The 25,531-nt window shown below is 71.2% G+C and carries 23 protein-coding genes; 9 read left to right on the forward strand and 14 right to left on the reverse strand.

The genetic code is table 11. The features are described 5' to 3' along the window. Positions 1 to 74: 74 nt before the first annotated feature. The gene (gene rpmA / locus ELQ40_RS09625; RefSeq protein ID WP_127793490.1) at positions 75 to 332 is read right to left on the reverse strand and encodes a 50S ribosomal protein L27; all 258 of its coding nucleotides are present in this window, start codon (positions 330 to 332) and stop codon (positions 75 to 77) included. 24 nt (positions 333 to 356) lie between these two features. Next, entirely contained in the window at positions 357 to 665 is a 309-nt protein-coding gene (rplU, locus tag ELQ40_RS09630) for a 50S ribosomal protein L21 (protein ID WP_127793491.1), read from the reverse strand. 217 nt (positions 666 to 882) lie between these two features. Here rplU and ELQ40_RS09635 point away from each other — a divergent pair, with 217 nt between their 5' ends. Next, positions 883 to 1,167, forward strand: coding sequence for a DUF4031 domain-containing protein (locus ELQ40_RS09635; RefSeq protein ID WP_127793492.1), 285 nt, complete (start codon positions 883 to 885; stop codon positions 1,165 to 1,167). Here ELQ40_RS09635 and ELQ40_RS09640 read toward each other — a convergent pair. Beyond that, complete coding sequence (locus tag ELQ40_RS09640) at positions 1,153 to 3,936, reverse strand: Rne/Rng family ribonuclease (RefSeq protein ID WP_127793493.1); 2,784 nt, start codon at positions 3,934 to 3,936, stop codon at positions 1,153 to 1,155. The two genes, ELQ40_RS09635 and ELQ40_RS09640, sit on opposite strands and share 15 nt — an antisense overlap. A gap of 287 nt (positions 3,937 to 4,223) precedes the next feature. On the opposite strand from ELQ40_RS09640, the gene ELQ40_RS09645 reads away from it, so the two are divergent. Further along, positions 4,224 to 4,850: a vitamin K epoxide reductase family protein gene (locus ELQ40_RS09645; RefSeq protein ID WP_127793494.1), complete on the forward strand. Its 627-nt coding sequence runs from the start codon at positions 4,224 to 4,226 to the stop codon at positions 4,848 to 4,850. Positions 4,851 to 4,966: 116 nt separating this feature from the next. On the opposite strand, the gene ndk is transcribed toward ELQ40_RS09645, so the two are convergent. From ndk to ELQ40_RS09670, 5 genes are all read right to left on the reverse strand, one after another. After that, positions 4,967 to 5,389 carry a nucleoside-diphosphate kinase gene (gene ndk / locus ELQ40_RS09650; protein ID WP_127793495.1) on the reverse strand — a complete coding sequence of 141 codons (423 nt, stop codon included), beginning with the start codon at positions 5,387 to 5,389 and terminating at the stop codon, positions 4,967 to 4,969. Then, positions 5,386 to 5,856, reverse strand: a complete 471-nt coding sequence (locus ELQ40_RS09655; protein ID WP_127793496.1) for a DUF4233 domain-containing protein — start codon at positions 5,854 to 5,856, stop codon at positions 5,386 to 5,388. Before ELQ40_RS09655 ends, ndk begins: the two co-directional genes overlap by 4 nt. Further along, positions 5,853 to 7,229, reverse strand: a complete 1,377-nt coding sequence (locus ELQ40_RS09660) for a folylpolyglutamate synthase/dihydrofolate synthase family protein (RefSeq protein WP_127793497.1) — start codon at positions 7,227 to 7,229, stop codon at positions 5,853 to 5,855. Before ELQ40_RS09660 ends, ELQ40_RS09655 begins: the two co-directional genes overlap by 4 nt. After that, a complete protein-coding gene (ileS, locus tag ELQ40_RS09665; protein ID WP_127793498.1) occupies positions 7,226 to 10,549 on the reverse strand; it encodes an isoleucine--tRNA ligase in 3,324 nt (1,107 codons plus the stop codon). Before ileS ends, ELQ40_RS09660 begins: the two co-directional genes overlap by 4 nt. Positions 10,550 to 10,688: 139 nt before the next feature. Beyond that, on the reverse strand, positions 10,689 to 11,438 hold the full coding sequence (locus ELQ40_RS09670; RefSeq protein WP_127793499.1) for a TetR/AcrR family transcriptional regulator: 750 nt from the start codon (positions 11,436 to 11,438) through the stop codon (positions 10,689 to 10,691). Between the two features lie 66 nt (positions 11,439 to 11,504). Between ELQ40_RS09670 and ELQ40_RS09675 the strand changes: the two genes are divergently transcribed. The 7 genes from ELQ40_RS09675 (at position 11,505) to ELQ40_RS09705 (ending at position 20,241) form a co-directional block, all read left to right on the forward strand. Beyond that, on the forward strand, positions 11,505 to 13,184 hold the full coding sequence (locus tag ELQ40_RS09675) for an ABC transporter substrate-binding protein (protein ID WP_127793500.1): 1,680 nt from the start codon (positions 11,505 to 11,507) through the stop codon (positions 13,182 to 13,184). A 4-nt stretch (positions 13,185 to 13,188) separates the two neighbouring features. Further along, a complete protein-coding gene (locus ELQ40_RS09680; RefSeq protein ID WP_127793501.1) occupies positions 13,189 to 14,145 on the forward strand; it encodes an ABC transporter permease in 957 nt (318 codons plus the stop codon). Beyond that, the gene (locus tag ELQ40_RS09685; RefSeq protein WP_127793502.1) at positions 14,142 to 15,023 is read left to right on the forward strand and encodes an ABC transporter permease; all 882 of its coding nucleotides are present in this window, start codon (positions 14,142 to 14,144) and stop codon (positions 15,021 to 15,023) included. The genes ELQ40_RS09680 and ELQ40_RS09685 overlap by 4 nt, the downstream gene beginning before the upstream one ends. Further along, complete coding sequence (locus tag ELQ40_RS09690) at positions 15,020 to 16,714, forward strand: ABC transporter ATP-binding protein (protein WP_127793503.1); 1,695 nt, start codon at positions 15,020 to 15,022, stop codon at positions 16,712 to 16,714. Before ELQ40_RS09685 ends, ELQ40_RS09690 begins: the two co-directional genes overlap by 4 nt. Before the next feature lie 164 nt (positions 16,715 to 16,878). Further along, on the forward strand, positions 16,879 to 19,476 hold the full coding sequence (valS, locus tag ELQ40_RS09695) for a valine--tRNA ligase (RefSeq protein ID WP_127793504.1): 2,598 nt from the start codon (positions 16,879 to 16,881) through the stop codon (positions 19,474 to 19,476). Positions 19,477 to 19,537: 61 nt separating this feature from the next. After that, the gene (locus ELQ40_RS09700) at positions 19,538 to 19,984 is read left to right on the forward strand and encodes a GNAT family N-acetyltransferase (RefSeq protein WP_127793505.1); all 447 of its coding nucleotides are present in this window, start codon (positions 19,538 to 19,540) and stop codon (positions 19,982 to 19,984) included. Continuing rightward, entirely contained in the window at positions 19,984 to 20,241 is a 258-nt protein-coding gene (locus ELQ40_RS09705; RefSeq protein ID WP_127793506.1) for a hypothetical protein, read from the forward strand. The genes ELQ40_RS09700 and ELQ40_RS09705 overlap by 1 nt, the downstream gene beginning before the upstream one ends. 92 nt (positions 20,242 to 20,333) lie before the next feature. Here the strand turns inward: ELQ40_RS09705 and ELQ40_RS09710 are convergent, their stop codons facing one another. From ELQ40_RS09710 to sufB, 6 genes are read right to left on the reverse strand one after another with little or no spacing between them, the layout of a single operon-like run. Next, positions 20,334 to 21,146 (reverse strand): methyltransferase domain-containing protein, encoded by an 813-nt coding sequence (locus ELQ40_RS09710; RefSeq protein ID WP_127793507.1) that lies wholly within the window; start codon positions 21,144 to 21,146, stop codon positions 20,334 to 20,336. A gap of 13 nt (positions 21,147 to 21,159) precedes the next feature. Next, on the reverse strand, positions 21,160 to 21,489 hold the full coding sequence (locus ELQ40_RS09715; protein WP_127793508.1) for a metal-sulfur cluster assembly factor: 330 nt from the start codon (positions 21,487 to 21,489) through the stop codon (positions 21,160 to 21,162). A 20-nt stretch (positions 21,490 to 21,509) separates the two neighbouring features. Then, positions 21,510 to 22,292, reverse strand: coding sequence for a Fe-S cluster assembly ATPase SufC (gene sufC, locus ELQ40_RS09720; protein ID WP_127793509.1), 783 nt, complete (start codon positions 22,290 to 22,292; stop codon positions 21,510 to 21,512). A 59-nt stretch (positions 22,293 to 22,351) separates the two neighbouring features. Further along, entirely contained in the window at positions 22,352 to 22,678 is a 327-nt protein-coding gene (locus tag ELQ40_RS09725) for a non-heme iron oxygenase ferredoxin subunit (protein ID WP_127793510.1), read from the reverse strand. Position 22,679: 1 nt separating this feature from the next. After that, positions 22,680 to 23,840 (reverse strand): Fe-S cluster assembly protein SufD, encoded by a 1,161-nt coding sequence (gene sufD / locus ELQ40_RS09730; protein WP_127793511.1) that lies wholly within the window; start codon positions 23,838 to 23,840, stop codon positions 22,680 to 22,682. Between the two features lie 29 nt (positions 23,841 to 23,869). Beyond that, positions 23,870 to 25,288 (reverse strand): Fe-S cluster assembly protein SufB, encoded by a 1,419-nt coding sequence (sufB, locus tag ELQ40_RS09735; protein ID WP_127793512.1) that lies wholly within the window; start codon positions 25,286 to 25,288, stop codon positions 23,870 to 23,872. Positions 25,289 to 25,531: the final 243 nt, after the last annotated feature.

Below are 25,531 nucleotides of genomic sequence, written 5' to 3' on the forward strand. Positions count from 1 at the left end.
ACTCCCCTCTCGAAGAACTTCTGGAAACACGTGAGGGCGAGCCGAAGCCCGCCCTCACGCGATGGATCGAACGCTTACGCGCCGACCGCCACGATGTTGACGACCTTGCGGCCGCCCTTGGCGCCGAACTGGACGGCGCCGGCCTCGAGCGCGAACAGCGTGTCGTCGCCACCGCGACCGACACCCGCGCCGGGGTGGAAGTGGGTGCCGCGCTGGCGGACGATGATCTCGCCGGCCTTGACGACCTGACCACCGAAGCGCTTCACGCCGAGGCGCTGGGCGTTCGAGTCACGACCGTTGCGAGTGGAGCTCGCTCCCTTTTTGTGTGCCATGTCAGTCTCTCCTTGCGAGCCGCGTTACTTGATGCCGGTGATCTTGACGCGCGTGAGCTCCTGACGGTGGCCCTGGCGCTTCTTGTAGCCCGACTTGTTCTTGAACTTCTGGATCACGATCTTGGGGCCGCGGAGGTCGTTCAGGACCTCGGCCGTGACCTTGACCTTCGCGAGCGACTCGGCGTCGGAGGTGATCTTGGCGCCGTCGACGAGGAGGACGGGGGTCAGCGAGACCTTGCCGTCCTTGTCGGCCTTGATGCGGTCCATCGTCACGATGGTGCCGACCTCGACCTTCTCCTGCCGGCCGCCGGCGCGCACTACTGCGTAAACCACTACTCGTACCTATCTCTGGGGAGCCGGGGCTCCGTCTGTCTGATGGGGATGTCACCTGCGCGAGACCCCAGCGGGAAGGAGGGTCGTCTGCCAGAAAACTGTGCGTGCGCGCCGGGATAAGCGGCGGCACCAACGGTCGAGTTTACCGGATGCTTCGAGGACGGTCAAACGCGCGCCGCCGGCGCGTCGCACTCCCCCGCTGCCTAGACTCGCACCCATGACGGTGCTGATCGACACGCCGATGTGGCCGAACCACGGCACGCTCTGGGCGCACCTGGTCAGCGACGCCTCGCTCGATGAGCTGCACGCCTTCGCGCACCGCGCCGGAATCCCGCCGCGGGCGTTCGATCTCGACCACTACGACGTCCCGGCGGAGCGCTACGACGAGCTGGTCGCCGCGGGCGCGACGCCGGTCGAACCCAAGGAGCTCGTCCGGCGCCTCGCCCGCAGCGGCCTGCGGATCAGCGCTCGGGAACGCCGCAGCGGGTCAGACGCCCGCTGAGTCGTCAGCGTCGTCGGCCGCGCCGGACTCGCGCGCGGCGCCGTCGACCCGGACGATGACGGGCGCTCCGCCGGTGGCGCTCACCGCGGACGTCGACACCCGACGGCTGCGGTTCCGGCCCTCGCCCGGCTGCTTCGGCGCGGGCAGCGCGTCGAGCACCGAACCGAGCAGCGCGTCCGCGTCGACCGGAGGCTGACGACGCTCGGCGACGTCGGGGAGGTCGGGCAGGTCGATCAGCGGGAGCTGCTGCTCGGCCTGCTCATCGTCGACGGCGTCGGCGCCCGGGGGCGCCTCGATGACGTCCGTCGCATCCGTCCGCTCCGGTTCAGCCGGTTCGGGCACCTCCGCCCGAGCGGAGACCGGCGACACGTCGGCCGGGGCATCCGTTCGGTCCTCGTCGGCTCCCTCGCGGGTGGTCGGCGAGACCACGGCGACCGACTGCCCGCCGCGCGACGCCCGACGGCGACCGCGGCGACCGCTGCGCGTCGAGGCCTCCGCGGGACGCTCGGCCTGCACTGCCGCTTCGGCGGACTCCGAGGCCGGCGAGGCATCGGCGGCCGCGTGCTGTCCGGCGATCGTGGACGCGGCGATCTGCGCGAGCGCGTGCTTCACGTCCTCGGTGATCTCGTGCGCACCCGGGTGCGGCTTGTGCTCGGCCGGCGGCTGCTGCTCGCGCTGCGGCTGCTGCTGCTGGCCGCCGCGGTTGCGACGACGCTCGGGCTGCGGCTGCTGCTGGCGGTGCCGGAGGATCGGCTCGTGGTGCACGATGATGCCGCGCCCCGCGCAGACCTCGCACGGCTCGCTGAAGGACTCGAGGAGGCCCAACCCGAGCTTCTTGCGGGTCATCTGCACGAGCCCGAGCGAGGTGACCTCGGCCACCTGGTGCTTCGTCCGGTCGCGGCTCAGGCACTCCACCAGACGGCGCAGGACGAGGTCGCGGTTGGACTCGAGCACCATGTCGATGAAGTCGACGACGATGATGCCGCCGATGTCGCGCAGGCGGAGCTGGCGCACGATCTCCTCGGCGGCCTCGAGGTTGTTCTTGGTGACCGTCTCCTCGAGATTGCCGCCCGAGCCGACGAACTTGCCGGTGTTCACGTCGACGACCGTCATCGCCTCGGTGCGGTCGATGATGAGCGAGCCGCCCGACGGCAGCCAGACCTTCCGGTCGAGCGCCTTCTCGATCTGCTCCGAGATGCGGAACTCGTCGAACGAGTCGCGCTCGCCCGTGTACGCCTCGACCCGCTCGAGCAGGTCGGGCGCGACGCCGCGGAGGTACCGCTCGATCGTCTGGCGCGCCTCGTCGCCCTCGATGATCATCTTCTGGAAGTCCTCGTTGAAGACGTCGCGGACGATCTTCACGAGCAGGTCGGGCTCGGAGTGGAGCAGCGCCGGCGCCTGCGCCTTCTCGAGCTGCGCCGAGATGTCGGCCCACTGCGAGGTCAGGCGGTTCACGTCGAGCGTGAGCTGCTCCTCGGTGGCGCCCTCGGCCGCCGTGCGCACGATGACGCCGACGTTCTCGGGGAGCACCTCCTTGAGGATCTTCTTGAGGCGGGCGCGCTCGGTGTCCGGCAGCTTGCGGCTGATGCCGTTCATCGATCCGTTCGGCACGTACACGAGGTAGCGGCCCGGCAGCGAGACCTGGCTGGTGAGGCGTGCGCCCTTGTGGCCGACCGGGTCCTTCGTGACCTGGACGAGCACCCGGTCGCCGGGCTTGAGCGCGAGTTCGATGCGGCGCGGCTGGTTCTTCTCGCCGTTCTCGGCGGCGGCGTCCCAGTCGACCTCGCCCGAGTAGAGCACGGCGTTGCGGCCACGGCCGATGTCGACGAACGCAGCCTCCATGCTGGGCAGCACGTTCTGCACGCGACCCAGGTAGACGTTGCCGATGAGCGACGCGTCCTGGTTGCGGGCGACGTAGTGCTCGACGAGCACGTCGTCCTCGAGGACGCCGATCTGGATGCGGCCGCCCTTCTGACGCACCACCATCTGCCGGTCGACCGACTCGCGGCGGGCGAGGAACTCGGACTCGGTGATGATCGTGCGCCGGCGGCCGGCGTCGCGACCGTCGCGGCGACGCTGCTTCTTCGCTTCGAGTCGCGTCGAGCCCTTGACCTTCTGCGGCTCGGTGATCAGCTCGGGTTCGCGGGGCTTGCGCACCCGCACGACCGTGTTCGCGGGGTCGTCGGCGGCACCGCGTGCCTCCTCACCGCTGCGACGACGGCTGCGGCGGCGCACGCTGGTCGACGGCTCGTCGCGATCGGCGCGGTCGTCGCGTTCCTCGCCCTCGGGCGCCTCGACGACCTTCAGGACGGGCGGCGCCCGGAAGATGAGCGACGTCGTGGTGAGCCCCTGCGGGATCGGCTCGAACTCGGGGGCCGCGGGCGTCGCCGCCTCATCGACCGCGTCCGACGCCGGATCGGAGGCGGATGCCGCCGCGGGCATGCCGTCGACCTCCTCGGATACCGCTGCGGGAACGGATGCCTCCGACGCCGCGTCGACGGCCGCCTCGGGCGTACCGGCCGCCGCGAGCTGCTGCCCGGTGCCGGGCGCCGCCGCGGTGCCCGCCGGGGTCGCATCCACCGGGGTCGCGTCCGCCGTGATCGGGGTCGCTGCGGGCTCCTCCGCGCCGGGCGCCGGCTCGGTGCTGATCCGGTCGGGCGCCGTCAGGTGCCGTCCGCGACCGCGGCGGCCGCCGAACAGGCCACCGCGACGTCGCTGCGGCTTCTCGCCGCCTGCCTCGTTGTTGTTCTGGTCGTTGCCTTCCACCATCTCTGGTGCACTCCTATGCCGGTCCACGACGGCCGCGCCATCGGTCTCCGGTACTCCTCGGAGCGGTTCCGCGCGTGGCGCGGTCCCGCCGAACTTCTCGTGAGCGCCCGGCTGTCGGCCGGGTCGCTTCCCTCTTCGCGGTGCGTTCACCGCCGGTGCGGATGCGGGGCATCCTCAAAAGCCTTCGTTGGCGCCGTGCCGGGCGCGGCCCGGACGACTCCCTCGATTATCGCACGACCGGGCCGCACTCACCGGATCCGCCATTCCGGCCGTGCCATAATCCGACCATGCCCGACACTCCCCAACCCGCCTCCAAGCGCGGTCTCGGCGTCTTCCTGCTGGTCGCGGGGGTCCTCGGGCTCCTCGCCGCGTACGAGCTCTCGGTCGAGAAGGTGCTCACCCTGAGCGACCCCGAGCACGTCCCGTCGTGCAACGTCGGCGTCCTGGTCGGGTGCAGCACGAACCTCGAATCGTGGCAGGGTTCGGTGTTCGGCTTCCCGAACCCGTTCCTCGGCATGATGGCGTGGCCCGTGGTGATCACGATCGCCGTCGCGCTGATCAGCCGCGTGGAGTTCCCGCGCTGGATCTGGATCGGGTTCAACGTGGGCGTCGCCGGTGCGCTCGTCTTCGTCGGCTGGCTGATCTACCAGAGCATCTACGTCCTCGACGTGCTCTGCCCGTGGTGCATGCTCACCTGGGCCGTGACGATCCCGACCTTCTGGGCGGTGACGCTCGACAACCTCCGCGAGGGGCGCATCCCGTCGAGCGCGCGGGTGCAACGACTCGCGGGTGCGTGGTTCGGATGGATCCCGCTGATCACCGTGGTCTGCTACCTCGTGGTGATCCTGCTGGCGCAGGCGCAGATGAACGCGATCCCGCGGGTGATGCTCGACCTGCAGAACCTCTTCGGCTGAGCTGCCGCGTCGTCGCACGGCGGTCGCTCCGCGGTCGGCGGCGAGGTGAAGCACGGAACCACGAAGGGCCCGACATCGTCGGGCCCTTCGTGGTCACCCGCGGTGCGGGGAGCGGTTCAGGCGAACCAGAGCGCGAGTTCCCGCTCGGCCGACTCGACCGAGTCGGAGCCGTGCACGAGGTTCTGCTGCACCTTGAGGCCCCAGTCGCGGCCGAAGTCGCCCCGGATGGTGCCGGGCGCGGCGGTCGTCGGGTCGGTGGCGCCCGCGAGCACGCGGAATCCCTCGATCACGCGGTTGCCCGCGACGCGGATCGCCACGACCGGGCCGGACTCCATGAACTCGACGAGCGGCTCGTAGAACGGCTTGCCCTCGTGCTCCGCGTAGTGCTTCGCGAGCAGCTCGCGGTCGGCCTGCACGAGGCGGATGTCGACGAGCGAGTAGCCCTTGGCCTCGATGCGGCGGAGGATCTCGCCGGTGAGGTTGCGTGCGACGCCGTCGGGCTTCACGAGGACGAGGGTCTCCTCGATGGGGGTGGTCATGGCGTTTCCTTCCCGGCCGCGAACGCGGCCTTCTGTCGGTCGATGCGGGCACCGGTGATCATCGCGTACGCCCAGATGCCGCCGAAGAGCGCACCGACGAAGAACAGCGCGGGGTTGATGAATCCGGCGGCCAGGATGAGCACGTGGATGCCCCACCCGAGGCCGATCGCCCAGTCGTAGCGCAGCAGCGCGGCGATGTCGACGAGCATCAGCACGATGATCGCACCGCCCACGGCGAGGATGCTCCAGCGCGGCAGGCCGAACGGCGTGTCGCCGTCGACGGCCAGGCCCCACAGCACGAGGGCGGCGAGGAACACGACGATGAGCTCGAAACCGAGCACGATCGTCGCGAGGCTGCGCCGCACCGAACGGGGTGCGCGTCCGTCGGATGCCCGATCGGCACCGCCGGGGACGTCGGGCTCGCCCGGTCCGCCCGAGAAGCCGGCGGCGGGGGGCACCGCGCTCATGCGTGCCCCCAACCGCGGTCGCCGGCGTACGCGATCGTCTCGCCGACCAGCGTGATCGAACCGGTCACGACGACGCCGCGACCCGTCTCTGCGCCGGCCCAGTCGCGAGCCGTCTCGAGGGCCTCCTCGAGGCGGTCGACGACCTGGACGCGCTCCGGCCCGGCGACCGACGCGACGATCGCCGCGAGCTCGTGGGCCGGGACCGCCCGGTCGGACTCGCCCTGGGTGACCAGGAACGTAGCGCCGGTCGCCGCGAGCTCGCGTGCGATGCCGGCGGCGTCCTTGTCGGCGAGCACGCCGAGCACGATGACGAGCTCCTCGAAGTCGAAGTACTCGCCGAGCGAGGCGACGAGCGACTGCGCGCCGTGAGGGTTGTGGGCGGCGTCCACGATGATCGTCGGCTCGCTGCCCACGCGCTGGAGGCGCCCGGGCGAGGTCGCATCCGCGAGACCTGCCTGCACGACGTCGTCGGCCAGGCGGACGGTGCCGCCGCCGAGGAACGACTCGACCGCGGCGATCGCGAGGGCGGCGTTGTCGGCCTGGTGCCGGCCGAAGAGCGGCAGCGCGAGGTCGCGGTACTCCCCCGCGAGACCCCGCACCGAGATCAGCTGGCCGCCGACGGCGACCTGGCTGTCGAGCACCGCGAATCCGCCGCCCTCGACCGCGAGGGTCGCGTCGTTCGCGGCGGCGACCTCCGCGAGCACGCCGAGGGACTCGGGGGCCTGGAACGCGGTGACCACCGCGGCCCCGGGCTTGATGATGCCCGCCTTCGTGCGCGTGATCTCCTCGACGGTGCGGCCGAGCCGTGCGACGTGGTCGAGTGCGATCGGCGTGAACACGGCGACCTGCCCGTCGGCGACGTTCGTGGAGTCCCACTCGCCGCCCATGCCGACCTCGAGCACGACCACGTCGACCGGGGCGTCCGCGAACACGGCGAACGCGAGCACCGTCAGCGCCTCGAAGAAGGTCAGCGGCGCGTCGCCCGCGGCCTCGAGCTCGGCGTCCACGAGCTGGACGTACGGCTCGATCTCCGACCAGATGCGTGCGACGTCGGCATCGGCGACCGACTCGCCGTCGACCCGGATGCGCTCGGTGAAGCGTTCGAGGTGCGGGCTCGTCATGAGCCCGGTGCGCAGGCCTCCGGCGCGCAGCAGGCTCTCGATGATCCGCGCCGTCGTGGTCTTGCCGTTCGTCCCCGTGAGGTGGATGACCGGGGCCGCGCGGTGCGGATCGCCGAGCAGCTCGACCGCGCGCCGGGTCGCGTCGAGCCGCGGCTCGGGCGACTGCTCGCCGACACGATCGAGCAGGGCCGCGTACACGGCGTCGGCGGCGTCGCGAGCCGCGGCGTCGTCCTCGGGGAACTCGTCGGTCACACGGCCTCCAGCGTCACGAGGAGCGACGAACCGTCGCCCACGGGCTTGGCGGCGGAGTCGCCCGCCGGGTCGGCCGGTGCCGTCACGTCGAGCACCGCCACGTCGAGCTCCGTCGCGAGGGTCTCGCCCGCGATCAGGTCGCGGTGCGCGTCGACCGCAGCGACGCCTGCGGCATCGAGCGTGAGGCCGAGCCGGATCCGGTCGCCGACCTCGAGGCCCGCGGCCTTCCGCGCCTCCTGCACCGCGCGCACGACGTCGCGCGCGAGGCCTTCGGCCTCGAGCTCGGGGGTCGTCGCAGTGTCGAGGATCACGAACCCGCCGTCGGCGAGGAGCCCGAGGGCGCGCTCGCCGTCGCCGGCGCCGGCCTCGAGCACGAGGTCGTACTCGGAGGGCTCGAGCGCGATGCCGCCCGCGACGACGACGTCGCCGTCGAGCGACCAGTCCCCCGAGCGCGCCGCCTGGATCGCCTGCTGCACCTGCTTGCCCAGGCGCGGGCCCGCGGCGCGCGCGTTCACGGTCAGGCGCTTGGTCACGCCGAACCGCTCGGCGCTGCCCTCCTCGAGCGGCACCAACTCGACGGCCTTCACGTTGAGCTCGTCGCGCAGGATCGCCTCGAACGGCGCGAGTGCCGAGGCATCCGATGCCACGACGGTGAGCGACGCCAACGGAAGACGCACCCGGCGACCGGCCTGCTTGCGCAGGGCCAGCGAGGTGCTCGAGATGTCGCGGACGGCGTCCATCGCGGCGACCAGGGCGTGGTCCTCGGGGAACTCCGAGGCCTCGGGCCAGCCGGCGAGGTGCACGCTGCGGCCGCCCGTGAGCCCGCGCCACACCTTCTCGGTGACGAGCGGCAGCAGAGGCGCCGCGAGCCGGGTGAACGTCTCGAGCACCGTGTACAGCGTGTCGAAGGCCTCGGCGTTCGCGCCTTCGTCGTCGACGCCGGTCCAGAACCGGTCGCGCGAACGGCGCACGTACCAGTTGGTGAGCACGTCGGCGAAGTCGCGCAGCTTCTGCGCGGCGAGCGTCGAGTCGAACACGTCGAGGTCGGCCGTGACGGATTCGACGAGGTCGCGCAGCTTCGCGAGCAGGTACCGGTCGAGCACGTCGGTCGACGCGGTCGAGCGCTTCGCCTCGTACCCGCCGTCGCGCGCCGTGTTGGCGTACAGCGAGAAGAAGTACCACGTGCTCCACAGCGGCAGCATCACCTGGCGGACGCCCTCGCGGATGCCCTCTTCAGTCACGATCAGGTTGCCGCCGCGCAGCACCGGGCTCGACATCAGGAACCAGCGCATCGCATCGGAGCCGTCGCGGTCGAACACCTCGTTCACGTCGGGGTAGTTCCGCAGCGACTTCGACATCTTCTGCCCGTCGCTGCCGAGCACGATGCCGTGGCTGACGACGTTGCGGTACGCCGGCCGGTCGAACAGCGCGGTCGACAGCACGTGCATGACGTAGAACCATCCGCGCGTCTGGCCGATGTACTCGACGATGAAGTCCGACGGGTGGTGCGTGTCGAACCACTCACGGTTCTCGAACGGGTAGTGCACCTGCGCGAACGGCATCGAGCCGGAGTCGAACCACACGTCGAGCACGTCCGGGATGCGCCGCATGGTCGACTTCCCGGTCGGGTCGTCGGGATTGGGCCGGGTGAGGTCGTCGATGTACGGACGGTGCAGATCGGGTTCACCCGCGCCGTTCAGGGGCAGCCGGCCGAAGTCGCGCTCGATGTCCTCGAGCGAGCCGTACACGTCGACGCGCGGGTACTCGGGGTCGTCGCTCTTCCACACCGGGATCGGCGAGCCGAAGTAGCGGTTGCGGCTGATCGACCAGTCGCGGGCGTTGCCGACCCACTTGCCGAACTGCCCGTACTTGACGTTCTCGGGCACCCAGGTGATGTCGTCGTTGAGCTGCTCCATGCGGTCGCGGAACTCGGGCACGCGCACGAACCAGCTCGACACGGCCTTGTAGATCAGCGGGTTCCGGCAGCGCCAGCAGTGCGGGTAGGAGTGCTCGTAGCTCGCCTGGCGCAGCAGGCGCCCCTCGGCCTTCAGCAGCTGGGTCAGGGGCTTGTTCGCGTCGCTCCACAGGAGCCCGGCGACGTCGGTGACCTCGGGGAGGAAGCGGCCCGAGTCGTCGAGCGAGAGGATCACGGGGACACCGTTCGCCTCGCCGACCTTCTGGTCCTCCTCGCCGTAGGCGGGAGCCTGGTGCACGATGCCGGTGCCGTCCTCGGTGGTGACGTAGTCGGCGACCACGATGCGCCACGCCTGCTGCAGGCCGAACGCGTCGACATCCGCGTAGTAGTCGAACAGGCGGTCGTAGGCGACGCCGGCGAGATCCGCGCCGCGGACCGTCCGCGAGATCGCAGCCTGCGCGTCGCCCGCCGACTCGTAGCCGAGCTCCTTGGCGTACGAGCCCACGAGCGCCGACGCGAGCAGGTACTCGCCGCCCAGCACCTCGGTGTCGGATGCCTCGCCGGCGACCTGCTCGCGCAGCACGGTCGCGTCGGGCGTGCCGTTCGGGCCCGCGGGCACCACCGCGTACTCGATGTCGGGGCCGACGGCGAGGAGGAAGTTGGTCGGCAGCGTCCACGGGGTCGTCGTCCACGCCAGCGCGCGAACGGCGGTGAGTCCGAGCGACTCGGCCTTCGCCCCGGTGAGCGGGAAGGTCACGGTGACGGTCTGGTCCTGCCGCATCTTGTAGACGTCGTCGTCCATGCGCAGCTCGTGGTTCGACAGCGGCGTCTGGTCGCGCCAGCAGTACGGCAGCACGCGGTGGCCCTCGTACGCGAGGCCCTTGTCGTGGAGGGTCTTGAACGCCCAGATGACCGACTCCATGAAGGTCACGTCGAGCGTCTTGTAGTCGTTCTCGAAGTCGACCCAGCGGGCCTGGCGGGTGACGTACTCCTGCCACTCCGCGGTGTAGCGGAGCACGGCGTCGCGTGCGGCCTGGTTGAAGGCCGCGATGCCCATCTGCTCGATCTCGCTCTTGTCGGTGATGCCGAGCTGCCGCTCGGCCTCGAGCTCGGCGGGCAGGCCGTGCGTGTCCCAGCCGAAGCGGCGGTGCACCTGCTTGCCGCGCATGGTCTGGTACCGCGGGAACAGGTCCTTCGCATAGCCGGTGAGCAGGTGGCCGTAGTGCGGGAGGCCGTTCGCGAACGGCGGGCCGTCGTAGAAGACCCACTCGGGCGCGCCCTCGCGCTGGTCGATGGACGCCTGGAAGGTGCCGTCGGCCTTCCAGTGGCCGAGGACCTGCTCTTCGATCGCCGGGAAGTCCGGTGAGGGGACCACGCCGTGGTCGTCTGGGGTGCGCGGGTACACGCTCGCTCCTTGCGGGGACGGTTCCGGTACGAGGACGGCGACGACTCCCTGAGCCGCGTCGCGGTACCACCTCGCTTGCCCCTGGCTCGCACCCTGGGCCCCTTGTTCTTCGGCTGTGACGGGCCGGCCCCGTTCGGTTCTACCGGCGATCGGATGCCCCGGGCCCGTGAGCCCGTCGCCTCAGATCGCGTTCTTCCGAAGACTCCCCGGTGATGGCCGGATCGCGGTCGTTGGCATCCAGTGTACCGGCCGGTGGGATCGCGTCGAGCAGCGGCGCGAACCCGGCGACGACCGGGGCGACGGAGCGATGGACGTCGTCGGCGAGATCGCCCCGCTCCACCCCCGAGAGCCCCCATGCGGCCGCTCCCGTCGCGGCGGCGGCCAGCGTCGCGTTCGCGGCGGCGCGCACGACGAGCGGCTCGACCCCGGCCGGAGCGCGTGCGGCGAGGAACTCGGCGAGCGCGGCGGCGACCGCGAGGAATCGCGGGAGGCCGGCGGCGAGGAACTCCTCCTGGGTCGCCATCGGCTCGCGCTGGCTGAGTGCGAGCGGTACGGCGGCGCGGGGATGCCTCGCGGCGAGGGCGGTCATGGCGTGCTCGAGCGCGGCGCTGGGCGGGAGCTCGGTCGGGATGTCGGCGAGGACGTCGGGCAGGGCGCCGAGGGTCTCGTCGGCGTCGACCCAGAGCAGGTCGCGCTTTGCGGAGAAGTAGTTGAAGAAGGTGTTGCGTCCGACGCCGGCGTGCTGGGCGATCTGGTCGATCGTGGTCTGCGCGTACCCCTGCTCGAGGAACAGCTCGGTGGCGGCGTCTTCGAGGGTGCGGCGGGACGACGCGCGGGGGCGACCGCCTCGCGGCCGCCCCGTCGTGCCGCGGAGCCCGGAATCCGTCATAGGATCATTATGGACTGAGTACGGAAACCGGTCCGATCCCACCCCACCGATGGAGTCACTCCGAACATGGCTGCCCCGCGCTCCGCACGAACCCCACGCTCGCTCCGCGCACGTCGCTCGCTCCGCGCCGTCGGCGCGGCATCCGCCGGCGTCCTGCTCGCCGCCCTCGCGGCGTGCACGACCGGCCCGGCCGAGTCGACGTCGTCCGCCGAGGCGGGCGGCACGCTCGTCTACGCGTCGGGCGACGGCGAACCCACCTGCCTCGACCCGCACGTCGGCGGCAACTACCCGCAGGCGCTCATCGCCGGGCAGTACCTCGAGTCGCTCGTCTCACTCGACGACGACCGGGAGGTCATCCCGTGGCTCGCGACCGAGTGGACCGTGAGCGACGACGGCCTCACCTGGGACTTCACGCTCCGCGACGACGTCGAGTTCACCGACGGGACGCCGTTCGACGCCGAGGCCGTGAAGGTCAACGTCGAGCACCTGCAGGACCCCGAGACCCAGTCCTCGACCGGGTACCTCGCGGTCGGCAAGGTCGCCGAGGTCGAGGTCGTCTCCGACACGGTCGTCCGGTTCCACCTGTCGGCCCCCGACAGCGCCCTGCTCGAGTCGCTCGCGCAGCCGTGGACCGCGATCCAGTCGCCCGCCGGCATCGCCCGCGGCATGGAGGAGAACTGCCAGGCGCCGATCGGCACCGGGCCGTTCGTCGTCGACGAGTGGGTGCCGCAGGACCACATCTCGCTCGTGCGCAACGACGACTACACCGGTGGGCCCGCCGATCGCGGGCGCGACGGCGCCGCGCTGCTCGACGGCATCGAGTGGCGGTTCATCCCGGATGCCGCGTCGCGGTACGCCGCGCTCCAGGCCGGCGAGGTCGACGTGATCGACAACGCCCAGCCCGACACGCTGGCGCAGGCCGAGGACACCGGCACGCTCGTCGAGATCGACGCCCCGCGTCCGGGCGCCTCGAACCGGCTCGAGCTGAACTCCGGCCAGGCGCCGTTCGACGACGAGCGCGTGCGCGAGGCGTTCATCCGAGCCGTCGACGTGAACGACGGCATCGACAGCCTGTTCTTCGGCACCGCCCAGCGCTCGTACTCGGTGCTCTCGAGTGTCGAGCCGACCGCCTACTCCGACGACGCGCTGTTCGAGACGGACCTCGACGCGGCGAACGCATTGCTCGACGAGGCGGGCTGGACGGAGCGCGGCGCCGACGGCGTCCGCTCGAAGGCCGGCGTGCCGCTCGTCGTGCGCTTCCCGGTGTCGACGAACCAGTCGATCCCCGCCGAGCAGTCCCTGTTCGAGCAGGTGCAGGCGACGGCCGGCGCCGCGGGCTTCGATGTCCGCATCGAGCCGCTCGACCTGTCGGGCTGGTACGGCGCACTGTTCGCGAACGAGTACGAGGTGGTGAGCGCGCCCTACACGAAGATCGGCCCCGACGTGCTGCGGATCCTCTACCACAGCGACAGCATCGTGCCGGCGCCGAGCGGGTACTTCGCGAACCTCGCGCAACTCTCGGACCCGGAGCTGGACACGCTGCTGACGACGGCGGCCTCCGAGTCGGATGCCGATGCCCGCGCCGCCCTGTACCTGCAGGCGCAGGAGCTGATCCTCGGCGGGTTCTACGCCCTGCCGCTCTACGACCAGCAGAACCACTTCCTGCACGCCCCCGAGGTCGAGGGCATCCGCGCCATGCCGACGGTGTCGACGCTCTGGTTCGCCGACGCGACCCTCGCGGGCTGACAGGGTGCGACGCGCGTCGCGGCCGCTCCGCACGTTCCTCGTCCGCCTCGGCGGTGCGGTGTTCGTGCTGTGGGCGGTCGCGACGCTGACCTTCTTCGCCATCCACCTCGTTCCCGGCGATCCCGCGCAGGCGATCCTCGGCGGGCCGGGTTCGCAGGCGTCGCAGGAAGCGCTCGACCGCGTGCGCGCCGACTACGGGCTCGACCAGCCCCTTGTGGTGCAGTACCTCGCCATGCTCGGGCGCCTGCTGTCGGGTGACCTCGGCGACTCGTACTCGCTGAAGGTGCCGGTCGCCGAGCTCATCGGCGGCCAGCTCATCGGCACGCTCACCCTCGCGGTGCTGGCGCTCGCGCTCGCGTGGCTCATCGCGGTCGGCCTGGCGTTGTGGGCGTCGGCGCCCGGTCGGGTGGCGCGCTCGGTCTCGGGAGCGGTCGAGCTCACGGCCGCCGCGCTCCCCCATTTCTGGCTCGCGACCGTGCTCATCGCGGTGTTCTCGACGTCGCTCGGATGGTTGCCTCCGGTGGCCGACGACACCGCGGCCGGGCTGGTCCTGCCCGTCGTCACGCTCGCGGTGCCGCTCGCCGGATTCCTCGCGCAGCTCATGCGCGAACACCTGCTCGACGCGCTCGAGCAGCCGTTCACGGTGTCGGCGCTGGCCCGCGGCGAGACGGGGGCGGGCATCCGCCTCCGCCACGCGCTGCGCCACGCCGTGCTCCCGGCCGTCAACCTCTCGGGGTGGGCGGTCGGCTACCTGATCTCCGGCGCCGTCGTGGTCGAGACGATCTTCGCCAGGCCGGGCCTCGGTCGGACCCTCCTGCGGGCCACCGAACTGCGCGATGTGCCCGTCGTCGTCGGGGTGGTCCTGGTCGTCGCGGTCGTGTACGTGGTGATGACGGTCGTCACCGACGCGATCTCCGGCGTCGCCGACCCGCGGCTGCGACGCGAGCGGAGCCGCGCATGAGCGATGTCGAGCTCCGGAGCCGGGCCGCCGGCACCGACGCGGCGGCCGCGCCGCGCACGCCGGGCGGACGGTGGCGTCGGCCGCGCGTCGGGACGGTCCTCGCGGGCGCCTTCGCGCTCTTCCTCCTCATCGCCTGCGTCGCACCCGGCCTCCTGCAGACGGCCGATCCGAACGCCATCGCACCACGCGACGCGTTCTCCCCGCCGTCGGCGGCGCACTGGTTCGGTACCGACGAATCCGGCCGCGACGTCTACAGCCGCACCGTCGAGGGCACGGGCGCGTCGCTGCTCATCGGCGTCACCGCGACCGCGATCGGCCTCGCCCTCGGGCTGGCGCTGGGCATGCTCGCGGCACTCGGCGGCCGGGTCGTCGATTTCGTCGTCGGCCGGGTGAACGAGGTGCTGTTCGCGTTCCCGGGGCTCCTGCTCGCCCTGCTGGTCATCGTGCTGTGGGGCCCGGGCCCGGTGACCGCGACCATCGCCGTCGGGTTGTCGACGGCGCCGGGCTACGCGCGGATCATCCGCGGCGAACTGCTCTCGATCCGCGACTCGGGCTACGTCGAGGCCGCGCGACTGCTCGGACACGGCGGATTCCGCATCGTCGTACGGCACGTGCTCCCGAACGCACTGGTGCCCGTCGCGGCCCTCGCGACCCTCGGCATCGGCCAGGCGGTGGTGTGGGCGTCGTCGCTCAGCTACCTGGGACTCGGCGCCCAGCCGCCCGCCGCGGAGTGGGGTGCGATGCTCTCGGCCGGGCGCACCTACATCACCACGGCATGGTGGTTGACCGTCTTCCCCGGCCTCATGATCGTGCTCACCACGCTCGCGACCACCGTCCTCGGCCGCGCGCTGACGGCACGTGACGGGAGACGACGATGACGGATGCCGCTCCCCCGGCCCGTGCGCTGCCCGACGGCGCCGCCGCACCGGCGCTCGTGATCGAGGGCCTGCGCGTCGCCTTCGGGACCGGCGCCGACCGCGCCGAGGTCGTCCACGGGATCGACCTGACGGTGGGGCGCGGCGAGATCGTCGCGCTCGTCGGCGAATCCGGATCGGGCAAGAGCGTGACCGCACGGGCGGCGCTCGGCCTCGCCGGGCCCGGCGCACAGGTCGCGGCCGACCGCCTCGAACTCGACGGCATCGACGTGCGCACGGCGTCGGCACGCACGTGGCGGCGTCTGCGGGGGGCGAAGGCCGGCCTCGTCCTCCAGGACGCGCTCGTCTCCCTCGACCCCCTCCGCCCGATCGGTCGCGAGATCGGCGACGCCCTGCGCCTCCACCGCGGGCTCCGACCGGCCGCGGCGCGCCGACGCGTGCTCGAACTGCTCGACTCGGTCGGCATGCCGCACCCGGCCCTCACGATCGACCGGCGGTCGGGCGAACTCTCGGGCGGCATGCGCCAGCGGGCGCTCATCGCGGCCGCCATCGCCCTCGACCCTCCGCTGATCATCGCCGACGAGCCCACCACGGCCCTCGACGTCGGCGTGCAGGTGCGAGTGCTCGACCTGCTCCGCGACACCGCAGACCGTGGTGCCGGCGTCCTCCTCATCAGCCACGACCTCGCGGTCGTGTCCCGCATCGCCGACCGGATCGTGGTGATCGCCGACGGATCGGCGGTCGAGTCCGGGCCGGCCGGCGCCGTGCTGGCGGCACCGCAGCACCCCTGCACCCACGAACTCGTCGCCGCCGTGCCGACCGACGTCCCGCGCGGGGTGCCGCTGCTGGGCACGTCGCGTGCACCGGATGCACCGAATGCACGCGGCGCTTCTCCCGAACACCGCGCCGACGCATCCGATCGCGTACTCGCCGACGCGCCCGTCCTCGACGCGCGGGGCCTCGTGAAGGCGTTCACGACGCGCGGCGGCGCCACGGTCGCGGTCGACGACGTCGACCTCGACCTGCACCGCGGGCGCACCCTCGGCCTGGTCGGCGAGTCGGGGTCGGGCAAGACCACGCTCGCGAGGCTGCTGCTCGCCCTCGAACGACCGGACGCGGGCGCGGTGCGGCTCGACGGGGCGCCGTGGAATCCGCTGCCCGAGCGCGACCGCCGTCCCGACCGGCGGCGCATTGGTGCGATCCAGCAGGACCCCTACGGATCGTTCGATCCGCGCTGGGGCGTCGACCGCATCCTGCGGGACGCGCTCGCGGCCGGCGGCGCCGCGTCCGACCGGGCCGCCGTCGACGACCTGCTCGCGCAGGTGCACCTCGCGGCGGGCACCGCGTCGCGGCATCCGCTCGAGCTGTCGGGCGGCCAGCGTCAGCGGGTCGCGATCGCCCGCGCCCTCGCGGCGCGACCCGAGATCCTGATCTGCGACGAACCGGTGTCCTCGCTCGACGTCACCGTGCAGGCCCGGGTGCTCGACCTGCTCGACGAACTCCAGCGCGAGCGCGGCCTCGCCCTGCTCGTGATCTCGCACGACCTCGGCGTGGTGCGCCACATGAGCGACGAGCTCGCGGTCATGCGGCACGGACGCATCGTCGAGCGCGGGGCGACCGAGGCCGTGTTCGGGGCGCCTTCGCACGAGTACACGCGGTCGCTGATCCGCGATTCGCCGCGCCTGCCCCGGTAGCACCGCCGACGCCGGCGCCGGAACGGAATCCGCGACCGGCGCCGCGACCTGCCGCCCGCCGGCACCGGCCGATGCCCTGTGCGACACACCCAGCGGGTAGGCTGGAGCGTCGCATACTCAGGCACCCCAACGACTCGGTGCCGCACATACCGAACCGGAGCATCATGACCGACACCTCGCGCATCCCCGACAAGCCGGCCCTCGAGGGCCTCGAGGGCAAGTGGGGCGGCACCTGGGAACAGGACGGCACCTACCGGTTCGACCGCACCACCGCGACCCGCGATGCGATCTACTCGATCGACACGCCCCCGCCGACGGCCTCCGGCTCGCTGCACATCGGCCACGTCTTCTCGTACACGCACACCGACGTCGCCGCGCGCTTCCAGCGCATGCGCGGCCGCAGCGTGTTCTACCCGATGGGCTGGGACGACAACGGCCTGCCGACCGAGCGACGCGTGCAGAACTACTACGGCGTCCGCTGCGACCCGACGCTCGCCTACGACCCCGACTTCACCCCGCCGTTCGAGGGCGGCGACGGCAAGAGCACGAAGGCGGCCGACCAGGTTCCGATCTCGCGGCGCAACTTCATCGAGCTGTGCGAGCGCCTCACCGTCGAGGACGAGCAGCAGTTCGAGGAGCTGTGGCGCACGCTCGGCCTCTCGGTCGACTGGACCCAGACCTACCGCACCATCGCCGACGAGGCGCTGTTCACGTCGCAGCTCGCGTTCATCCGCAACGTCGAACGCGGCGAGGCGTACCAGGCGCTCGCACCGACCCTGTGGGACGTCACGTTCCGCACGGCCGTCGCGCAGGCCGAGCTCGAGGACCGCGAGCAGCCCGGCCACTACCACCGCATCGCGTTCCACCGCCCCGCCGCAGCCGACGGCACGCCCGGCGGCGACATCGAGATCGAGACCAGCCGGCCCGAGCTGCTGCCCGCGTGCGTCGCCCTCGTCGCGCACCCCGACGACGAGCGCTACCAGCCGCTGTTCGGCACCACCGTGACCACGCCCGTGTTCGGCGTGGAGGTGCCCGTCGTCGCGCACCACCTCGCCCAGAAGGACAAGGGCACCGGCATCGCGATGATCTGCACCTTCGGCGACGTGACCGACGTCGTGTGGTGGCGCGAGCTCGACCTCCCGAACCGTGCGATCGTCGGCTTCGACGGACGCATCGTCGCCGACGCCCCCGAGGCCATCACCACCGATGCCGGGCGCGCCGCGTTCGCCCAGCTCGCGGGCAAGACCGTGTTCTCGGCGAAGCAGGCGGTCGTGGAGCTCCTGCGCGAGTCCGGTGAACTGCTCGCCGACCCGAAGGCGATCACGCACCCGGTGAAGTTCTTCGAGAAGGGCGACCGCCCGCTCGAGATCGTCTCGACCCGCCAGTGGTACGTCGTCAACGGCGCACGCGACGAGCAGCTCCGCGAGCGTCTCCTCTCCCGCGGCCGCGAGATGTCGTGGCACCCCGACTTCATGCGCGTGCGCTACGAGAACTGGGTCGGCGGCCTCTCGGGCGACTGGCTGATCTCGCGCCAGCGCTTCTTCGGCGTGCCGATCCCGGTCTGGTACCCCCTCGACGCCGACGGCAACCCGGTGTTCGACGCGCCGATCGTCGCGACCCGCGACCTGCTGCCGGTCGACCCGTCGTCGGCCGCTGCTCCCGGGTTCGACGAGTCGCAGCGCGGTGTCGCCGGCGGCTTCATCGGCGAGCACGACGTCATGGACACCTGGGCGACCAGCTCGCTGACCCCGCAGCTCGCGGGCGGTTGGGAGCGCGACCCCGAGCTCTTCGACCTCGTCTTCCCGTACTCGCTGCGCCCGCAGGGCCAGGACATCATCCGCACCTGGCTCTTCTCCACCACGCTGCGCGCCGAGCTCGAGCACGGCGTGGCCCCCTGGGCGAACGCCGCGATCTCCGGCTTCATCGTCGACCCCGACCGCAAGAAGATGTCGAAGTCGAAGGGCAACGTCGTGACTCCGGCCGGGCTCCTCGAACAGCACGGCTCGGACGCCGTGCGCTACTGGGCGGCCTCGAGCCGCCTCGGCACGGATGCCGCGTTCGACCCGCAGAACCCCACCCAGGTGAAGATCGGCCGTCGGCTCGCGATCAAGGTGCTCAACGCGGCCAAGTTCATCCTCGGCTTCGAGGGCGCGGCGGATGCCCCGGTCACCGAGGCCGTCGACCGCAGCATGCTGGCCGCGCTCGCGACCGTCGTCGACCAGGCGACCCGCGCGCTCGACGCGTACGACCACGCCCGCGCCCTCGAAGTCGCCGAGACGTTCTTCTGGACCTTCTGCGACGACTACCTCGAGCTCGTGAAGGAGCGCGCCTACGGCGAGCCCTCCCCGGCGCAGGCCTCCGCCGTCGCCGCCCTCAAGTCCGCGCTCAGCGTGCTGCTGCGCCTGTTCGCACCGGTGATCCCCTTCGCGACCGAGGAGGCGTGGAGCTGGACGAACGCCGACAGCGTGCACACCGCCGCCTGGCCGACGTCCGACGAGCTCGCCGCGCGAGGCGACGCCGGCGCCGAGCTCCTCGAACTCACGGGCCTCGCGCTCACCGGCATCCGTCGTGCGAAGACCGACGCCAAGGTGTCGCAGAAGACCGTCGTCGCCCGTGCGACGATCACCGGGCCGTCGGACGCCGTCCGACTGCTCGAGTCCGCAGCAGGTGACCTTCGCGCGGTGGGGCGCATCACCGAGCTCGCCTTCGCGGAGGGCGAGGAGCTCGCGGTGTCCGAGGTCGTGCTCGAGACGACCGACTGAGGGCGTGCTCGGCACGATCGACCGAGGGCGTGCTCGACACGACCGACCTAGGGGGAAACGAATGACCTATGAGATCCGGCCTGCGGCCGACGACGACTTCTTCGGCTGGCTGCCGCTGTTCGCGGCGTACTGCACGTTCTACGAGAAGGAGCTCGACGACGCGAAGGCGCTCATCGTCTGGAACTGGCTGCGCGACGAGGCGAACCCGCTCCACGCGGTCCTGGCCGTCGACGCCGAAGGCGCACCGATCGGCCTCGCGCACTACCGAGCCGTTCCGGACACGCTGAGCGGAACGACCGGCTGCTACCTCGACGACCTGTACGTCGCGGAGGAGCACCGCCGCGACGGCGTCGCCCGCGCGCTCATCGAGCATGTGCACGACCGCTCGGGCGAGCTCGGCGGCGGCAGCGTGAGCTGGATCACGGCGGAGGGCAACGAGTCGGCCCGCGCACTCTACGACTCGCTCGCACGTCGGACGGACTGGGTCACCTACGAGATGGACGCCTGATGCAGCTCGGGACCCGCTGGGCGTTCGGCGCCGAGCCGCCGCGGTCGGTGCCCGACTCGCTGCGACCGCGGATCGCCGCTGTCGAACAGGAGCGTGTCGAGGAGGCGCGTGGCGACGGCGGCGACGGCCGCCACTGGACGCTCACCTGGCTCGAAGGGCGCCCGATCGCCGAGCTCGACGACGGAACCGTCGTACGGGATGCCCCGACTCACGCGGAACCCGGTGCCGACGGAATCGATTCCGACGACGACTGGTGACCTGCGCGACCGATCCGTCGGATGCCGCCCGGATCACGCGCATGCGGTGAGGCGCGCGGCGCGTCCCGTCAGCCGCGCACCGCGTCGGTGGGTCACCCCCGGGCGACGACCTCGCCGTGCGGCATCAGGAACCAGCCGTCGGGGTCGGCGACCCAGGCGGTCCATGCATCCGCGACGCGCTGCAGCCGATCCGGTGTCGCGAGACCGGAATCGAGGGCGTGCGTCGCGAACTGCGACTGCGTCGCCCGGTCGGCCCACGCGGCGCCCCACCACGCGCGCTCGGCCGCCGACGCGTACAGCCAGGACGACGCGCTCCCGTCGAGGTCCGTGAATCCGGCCTCCCGCACCCACCCGGTCAGGCGCCGACCCGCGTCGGGTTCGCCGCCATTCCAGCGGTGCACCGCCTGGTAGAGCTCGAGCCAGTCCTCGAGGCCCGCGGCCGGATTCCAGATGATCCCGCCGTAGTCGACCTCGCGCACCGCGAGGATGCCACCGGGCTTCAGCACACGTCGCCACTCGCGCAGCGCGTCGACCGGTCGTGCGAGGTGCTGCAGCACCTGGTGCGCGTGCACGACGTCGAAGGAATCGTCGGGATGTTCGAGCGCATACGCGTCGCCGACCGCGAAGGCGACGCCGTCGACGCCGGCGTCTGCGGCCAGCTCGCGTGCGGCGTCGACGATCTCCGCCGAGGCGTCGACGCCGAGCACCGAGCCGCCGGGCACGTGCCGGCCGAGGTCGATCGTGATCGATCCCGGACCCGACCCGACGTCGAGGACGCGCGTCCCCGGCGTGAGGTGCGGCACGAGATACGCCGCGGAGTTCGCAACGTCCCGTCGCGCATGGGTGCGCACGACGCTCTCGTGGTGCCCGTGCGTGTAGGCGTCGCGGCTCGCGCCGGAAGTCATCCCGGGTTCGCGATCAGATCGCGAAGCCGAGCGCGCGCATCATGTCGCGACCGTCGTCGGTGATGCGCTCCGGGCCCCACGGGGGCATCCAGACCCAGTTGATCCGGAACTGGTCGACGACGCCGTCGAGCGCCTCGGCGGTCTGCTCTTCGAGCACGTCGGTGAGGGGGCATCCGGCGCTCGTGAGCGTCATGTGGATGACCAGCGCGTCGTGCTCGTCGTCCCAGCCGAGGTCGTAGATGAGGCCGAGGTCGACGACGTTGACCCCGAGTTCGGGGTCGACGACGTCCTTGAGCGCCTCGGTGACCTCGTCGAACTTCTCCGGCGCGAGTGAGGTGACCATGTCCTGAGTCTACGCGCCGATTACTCGGCGACGGCCTCGGCGACCGCGGACTCCGCGACCTGGTAGCGGTCGTAGCCCTCTTCCTCGAGGCGGTCGGCGAGCTCGGGGCCGCCCTGCTCGGCGATGCGGCCGGCGACGAAGACGTGCACGAAGTCCGGCTTGATGTAGCGCAGGATGCGCGTGTAGTGCGTGATCAGCAGGATGCCGAGGCCGTTCGCTTGGTGGGCGCGGTTGACACCCTCCGAGACGACCTTCAGGGCGTCGACGTCGAGGCCCGAGTCGGTCTCGTCGAGCACGGCGAACTTCGGCTTGAGCAGCTCGAGCTGGAGGATCTCGTTGCGCTTCTTCTCGCCGCCCGAGAAGCCCTCGTTGACGTTGCGCTCGGCGAACGCCGGGTCCATCTTGAGGTCGCTCATCGCGCCGCGGACGTCCTTCAGCCACGTGCGGATCGCCGGCGCCTCGCCGTCGATCGCGGTCTTCGCGGTGCGGAGGAAGTTCGTGACGGTGACGCCGGGGATCTCCACCGGGTACTGCATCGCGAGGAAGAGGCCGGCGCGGGCACGCTCGTCGACGGACATCTCGAGGACGTTCTCGCCGTCGAGCAGGATCTCGCCGTCGACCACGGTGTACTTGGGGTGACCGGCGATCGTGTAGGCGAGGGTCGACTTGCCGGAGCCGTTCGGGCCCATGATGGCGTGGATCTCGCCCTCGTTGATCACCAGGTCGACGCCGCGGAGGATCTCGCGGGTGCCCTGGTCGGTCTCGACGTTGACGTGCAGGTTCTTGATCTCGAGCACGGACATGAGGTGTTGAATTCCTTCGATCGGATGTCGGCCGCGGTGCGGCCCGAGCAGTGGGTCGGTCAGACGGCCAGGGTGACCGCGGGGTCGATCAGGACGTCGCCGCCCTCGATGCTGACCTGGTAGACGGGAACCGGCTCGTAGGCCGGGAGGGTGAGGGGCTTGCCGGTGTGCAGCGAGAACTTCGACCCGTGGGCCCAGCACTCGAGCGTGTCGTCCTCGACGAAGCCCTCGGAGAGCGAGATGTCGCCGTGCGTGCACACGTCGCCGATGGCGAACACGTCACCGGCGGAGTCCTTCACGACCGCGATCGCGACGCCGTCGAGCACGAACTTCGATGCCTGGTTCTCGACGAGCTCGTCGATCCCGCACACGCGAACGGATGCCACGTCAGCTCCCCTGGAGTTCGGCTTCGAGTGCGGCGATGAGGTGCTCCTCGAGCTCGGGCGCACCGATCTGCTGCACGATCTCCGTGAGGAAGCCGCGCACGACGAGGCGGCGGGCCTCGTCCTCGCGGATGCCGCGCGCCATGAGGTAGAAGAGCTGCTCGTCGTCGAACCGACCGGTCGCCGACGCGTGGCCGGCGCCCTCGATGTCGCCGGTCTCGATCTCGAGGTTCGGCACCGAGTCGGCACGCGTGCCGTCGGTGAGCACGAGGTTGCGGTTCTGCTCGTAGCTGTCGGTGCCGACCGCGGCGTTGCCGATGAGCACGTCGCCGATCCAGACCGTGCGCGCACCCTCGCCCTGGAGCGCGCCCTTGTAGGTCACGCGCGAGCGGGTGTGGGGGGCGTCGTGGTGGACGTACACCTGCTGCTCGAGGTGCTGCCCCGCGTCGGAGAAGTACAGGCCGAGCGCCTCGACATCGCCGCCCTGCTCCGCGAGGTGCGTCGACGGGTTCACCCGGACGACCTTGCCGCCGAGCGACACGACGATGTGCTTGAGCTTCGCATCGCGGCCGACGCGGGCGAAGTGGCTCGCCAGGTGCACCGAGTCGTCGGTCCACTCCTGGAGCGAGACGACGGTGAGGTTCGCGCCTTCGCCGACGAGGATCTCGACGTTCTCCGCGAGGCGCGCGTCGCCCGAACCGCCGAGCACGACGAGCCCACGGCTGTTCGGCGCGGCCTCGATGAGCGTGTGCGCGCCCCGAGGCGCGGTGCCGAGCGCCGTCCGGGTCACGGTCGCGGCCTTGTCGTCCTCGCCCGTCACGCGGATGAGGAGCGCCTCCTGGAAGCTCGACCAGGCGTTCGCCGAGCCTCGGTCCTCGGGCAGGCCCGCGGTGCCGATTCGGGCGTCGTCGCGCGACACCCAGGACACCTCGATGCCCGCGGCGTCCACCGTCTCGAGCGGCGTGCGCGATCCGTCGAGCTCGCCGCCGGTGAGGTCGGCGAACGCCGCGACCGGAGAGAGCTTCCACTCGTGCTCGCGGCCCGTGACGGGAGCGAAGTCGGCGACGTCGGCCGAGCGGAACCGCTCGGAGCGGGTCTGGACGGGCACCGTCGCGCCGGCGCCGTCCGAGTGCGCACGGATGCCGTGCTGCTCGGCGGTGGGCATGGCTGTGCTCTGCGTAGCGGCGGTCACTCTCAGCCCACCGATCCTTCCATGCCCATCTCGATGAGCTTGTTGAGTTCCATCGCGTACTCCATGGGCAGTTCGCGGGCGATCGGCTCGATGAAGCCGCGCACGATCATCGCCATCGCCTCGTCCTCCGGCAGACCGCGGGACATGAGGTAGAAGAGCTGCTCCTCGCTGACCTTCGAGACGGTCGCCTCGTGGCCGAGCTGCACGTCGTCGACGCGGATGTCGATCGCCGGGTAGGTGTCGGAGCGGGAGATGGTGTCGACCAGGAGCGCGTCGCAGCGGACGGTGTTGGCCGAGTGGTGCGCGTTCGCGTCGACGCGGACCTCGCCGCGGTAGCCGGCACGACCGCCACCGCGCGCGATCGACTTCGAGACGATCGACGACTGCGTGTACGGCGCCATGTGGATCATCTTCGCGCCGGCGTCCTGATGCTGGCCGGGGCCCGCGAAGGCGACCGACAGGGTCTCGCCCTTGGCGTGCTCGCCCATCAAGAAGATCGACGGGTACTTCATCGTGACCTTCGAGCCGATGTTGCCGTCGATCCACTCCATGGTGGCGCCCTCGTGCGCGACCGCGCGCTTGGTGACGAGGTTGTAGACGTTGTTCGACCAGTTCTGGATCGTCGTGTAGCGCACGCGCGCGTTCTTCTTCACGATGATCTCGACGACGGCCGAGTGCAGCGAGTCCGACTTGTAGATCGGGGCCGTGCAGCCCTCGATGTAGTGGACGTAGCTGTCTTCGTCCGCGATGATCAGCGTCCGCTCGAACTGCCCCATGTTCTCGGTGTTGATCCGGAAGTAGGCCTGCAGGGGGATCTCGACGTGCACGCCCTTCGGGACGTAGACGAACGAACCGCCCGACCAGACGGCGGTGTTGAGCGCGGCGAACTTGTTGTCGCCGGCCGGGATCACGGTGCCGAAGTACTCCTCGAAGATCTCGGGGTGCTCCTTGAGCGCGGTGTCCGTGTCGAGGAAGATGACGCCCTGCTCCTCCAGGTCCTCGCGGATCTGGTGGTACACCACCTCGGACTCGTACTGCGCGGCGACGCCGGCGACGAGGCGCTGGCGCTCCGCCTCGGGGATGCCGAGCCGTTCGTACGTGTTGCGGATGTCCTCGGGCAGGTCCTCCCAGGTCTGGGCCTGCTTCTCCGTCGAGCGGACGAAGTACTTGATGTTCTCGAAGTCGATCTCCGACAGGTCGGCGCCCCACGAGGGCATCGGCTTGCGGTCGAACAGCTGCAGCGCGCGCAGTCGGCGCTTGAGCATCCATTCGGGCTCGTCCTTCAGTCGCGAGATGTCCGCGACCACGTTCTCCGAGAGACCCCGGCGGGCTGATGCGCCGGCGGCGTCGGAGTCGGACCAGCCGAACTCGTAGACGCCGAGGCCCTCGAGCTCCGGGCGGTCGATCAGTACGTCCGTCATGTGCTCCTCTTCTCCTCCCGTGCGACCGGCTATCAGTCCGGCTCACCGTTCCTCGATGGTCGAGGCGGTTCGATCAGCGGTGATGTGCGGGTGGCTCCAGTGCGAACCTAAGATGGCTGAGGAGTCTGCGCGGACGCGCGTGCGCGCCGGGCCCAGATCTCCCAACCCATCAAGTCTACAGGGTCGCGCCGCCCTCGATGCCGACTCACGGCACCGTCCCAGCACGGCCCGAGTGAGGAACGA

This window comes from Agromyces sp. LHK192, from assembly GCF_004006235.1.
In the GTDB taxonomy this organism is placed as follows: Bacteria; Actinomycetota; Actinomycetes; order Actinomycetales; family Microbacteriaceae; genus Agromyces.

Coding starts and splice junctions, on each gene's coding strand:
- ELQ40_RS09675 (WP_127793500.1), top strand. CDS start 11,505: ATGGCTGCCCCGCGCTCCGCACGAACCCCACGCTCGCTCCGCGCACGT.
- ndk (WP_127793495.1), bottom strand. CDS start 5,389: ATGACCACCCCCATCGAGGAGACCCTCGTCCTCGTGAAGCCCGACGGC.
- ELQ40_RS09710 (WP_127793507.1), bottom strand. CDS start 21,146: ATGACTTCCGGCGCGAGCCGCGACGCCTACACGCACGGGCACCACGAG.
- valS (WP_127793504.1), top strand. CDS start 16,879: ATGACCGACACCTCGCGCATCCCCGACAAGCCGGCCCTCGAGGGCCTC.
- sufC (WP_127793509.1), bottom strand. CDS start 22,292: ATGTCCGTGCTCGAGATCAAGAACCTGCACGTCAACGTCGAGACCGAC.
- ELQ40_RS09635 (WP_127793492.1), top strand. CDS start 883: ATGACGGTGCTGATCGACACGCCGATGTGGCCGAACCACGGCACGCTC.
- ELQ40_RS09715 (WP_127793508.1), bottom strand. CDS start 21,489: ATGGTCACCTCACTCGCGCCGGAGAAGTTCGACGAGGTCACCGAGGCG.
- ELQ40_RS09645 (WP_127793494.1), top strand. CDS start 4,224: ATGCCCGACACTCCCCAACCCGCCTCCAAGCGCGGTCTCGGCGTCTTC.
- ELQ40_RS09670 (WP_127793499.1), bottom strand. CDS start 11,438: ATGACGGATTCCGGGCTCCGCGGCACGACGGGGCGGCCGCGAGGCGGT.
- ELQ40_RS09655 (WP_127793496.1), bottom strand. CDS start 5,856: ATGAGCGCGGTGCCCCCCGCCGCCGGCTTCTCGGGCGGACCGGGCGAG.
- ELQ40_RS09705 (WP_127793506.1), top strand. CDS start 19,984: ATGCAGCTCGGGACCCGCTGGGCGTTCGGCGCCGAGCCGCCGCGGTCG.
- ELQ40_RS09685 (WP_127793502.1), top strand. CDS start 14,142: ATGAGCGATGTCGAGCTCCGGAGCCGGGCCGCCGGCACCGACGCGGCG.
- sufD (WP_127793511.1), bottom strand. CDS start 23,840: ATGCCCACCGCCGAGCAGCACGGCATCCGTGCGCACTCGGACGGCGCC.
- ELQ40_RS09640 (WP_127793493.1), bottom strand. CDS start 3,936: ATGGTGGAAGGCAACGACCAGAACAACAACGAGGCAGGCGGCGAGAAG.
- ELQ40_RS09690 (WP_127793503.1), top strand. CDS start 15,020: ATGACGGATGCCGCTCCCCCGGCCCGTGCGCTGCCCGACGGCGCCGCC.
- rpmA (WP_127793490.1), bottom strand. CDS start 332: ATGGCACACAAAAAGGGAGCGAGCTCCACTCGCAACGGTCGTGACTCG.
- ELQ40_RS09700 (WP_127793505.1), top strand. CDS start 19,538: ATGACCTATGAGATCCGGCCTGCGGCCGACGACGACTTCTTCGGCTGG.
- sufB (WP_127793512.1), bottom strand. CDS start 25,288: ATGACGGACGTACTGATCGACCGCCCGGAGCTCGAGGGCCTCGGCGTC.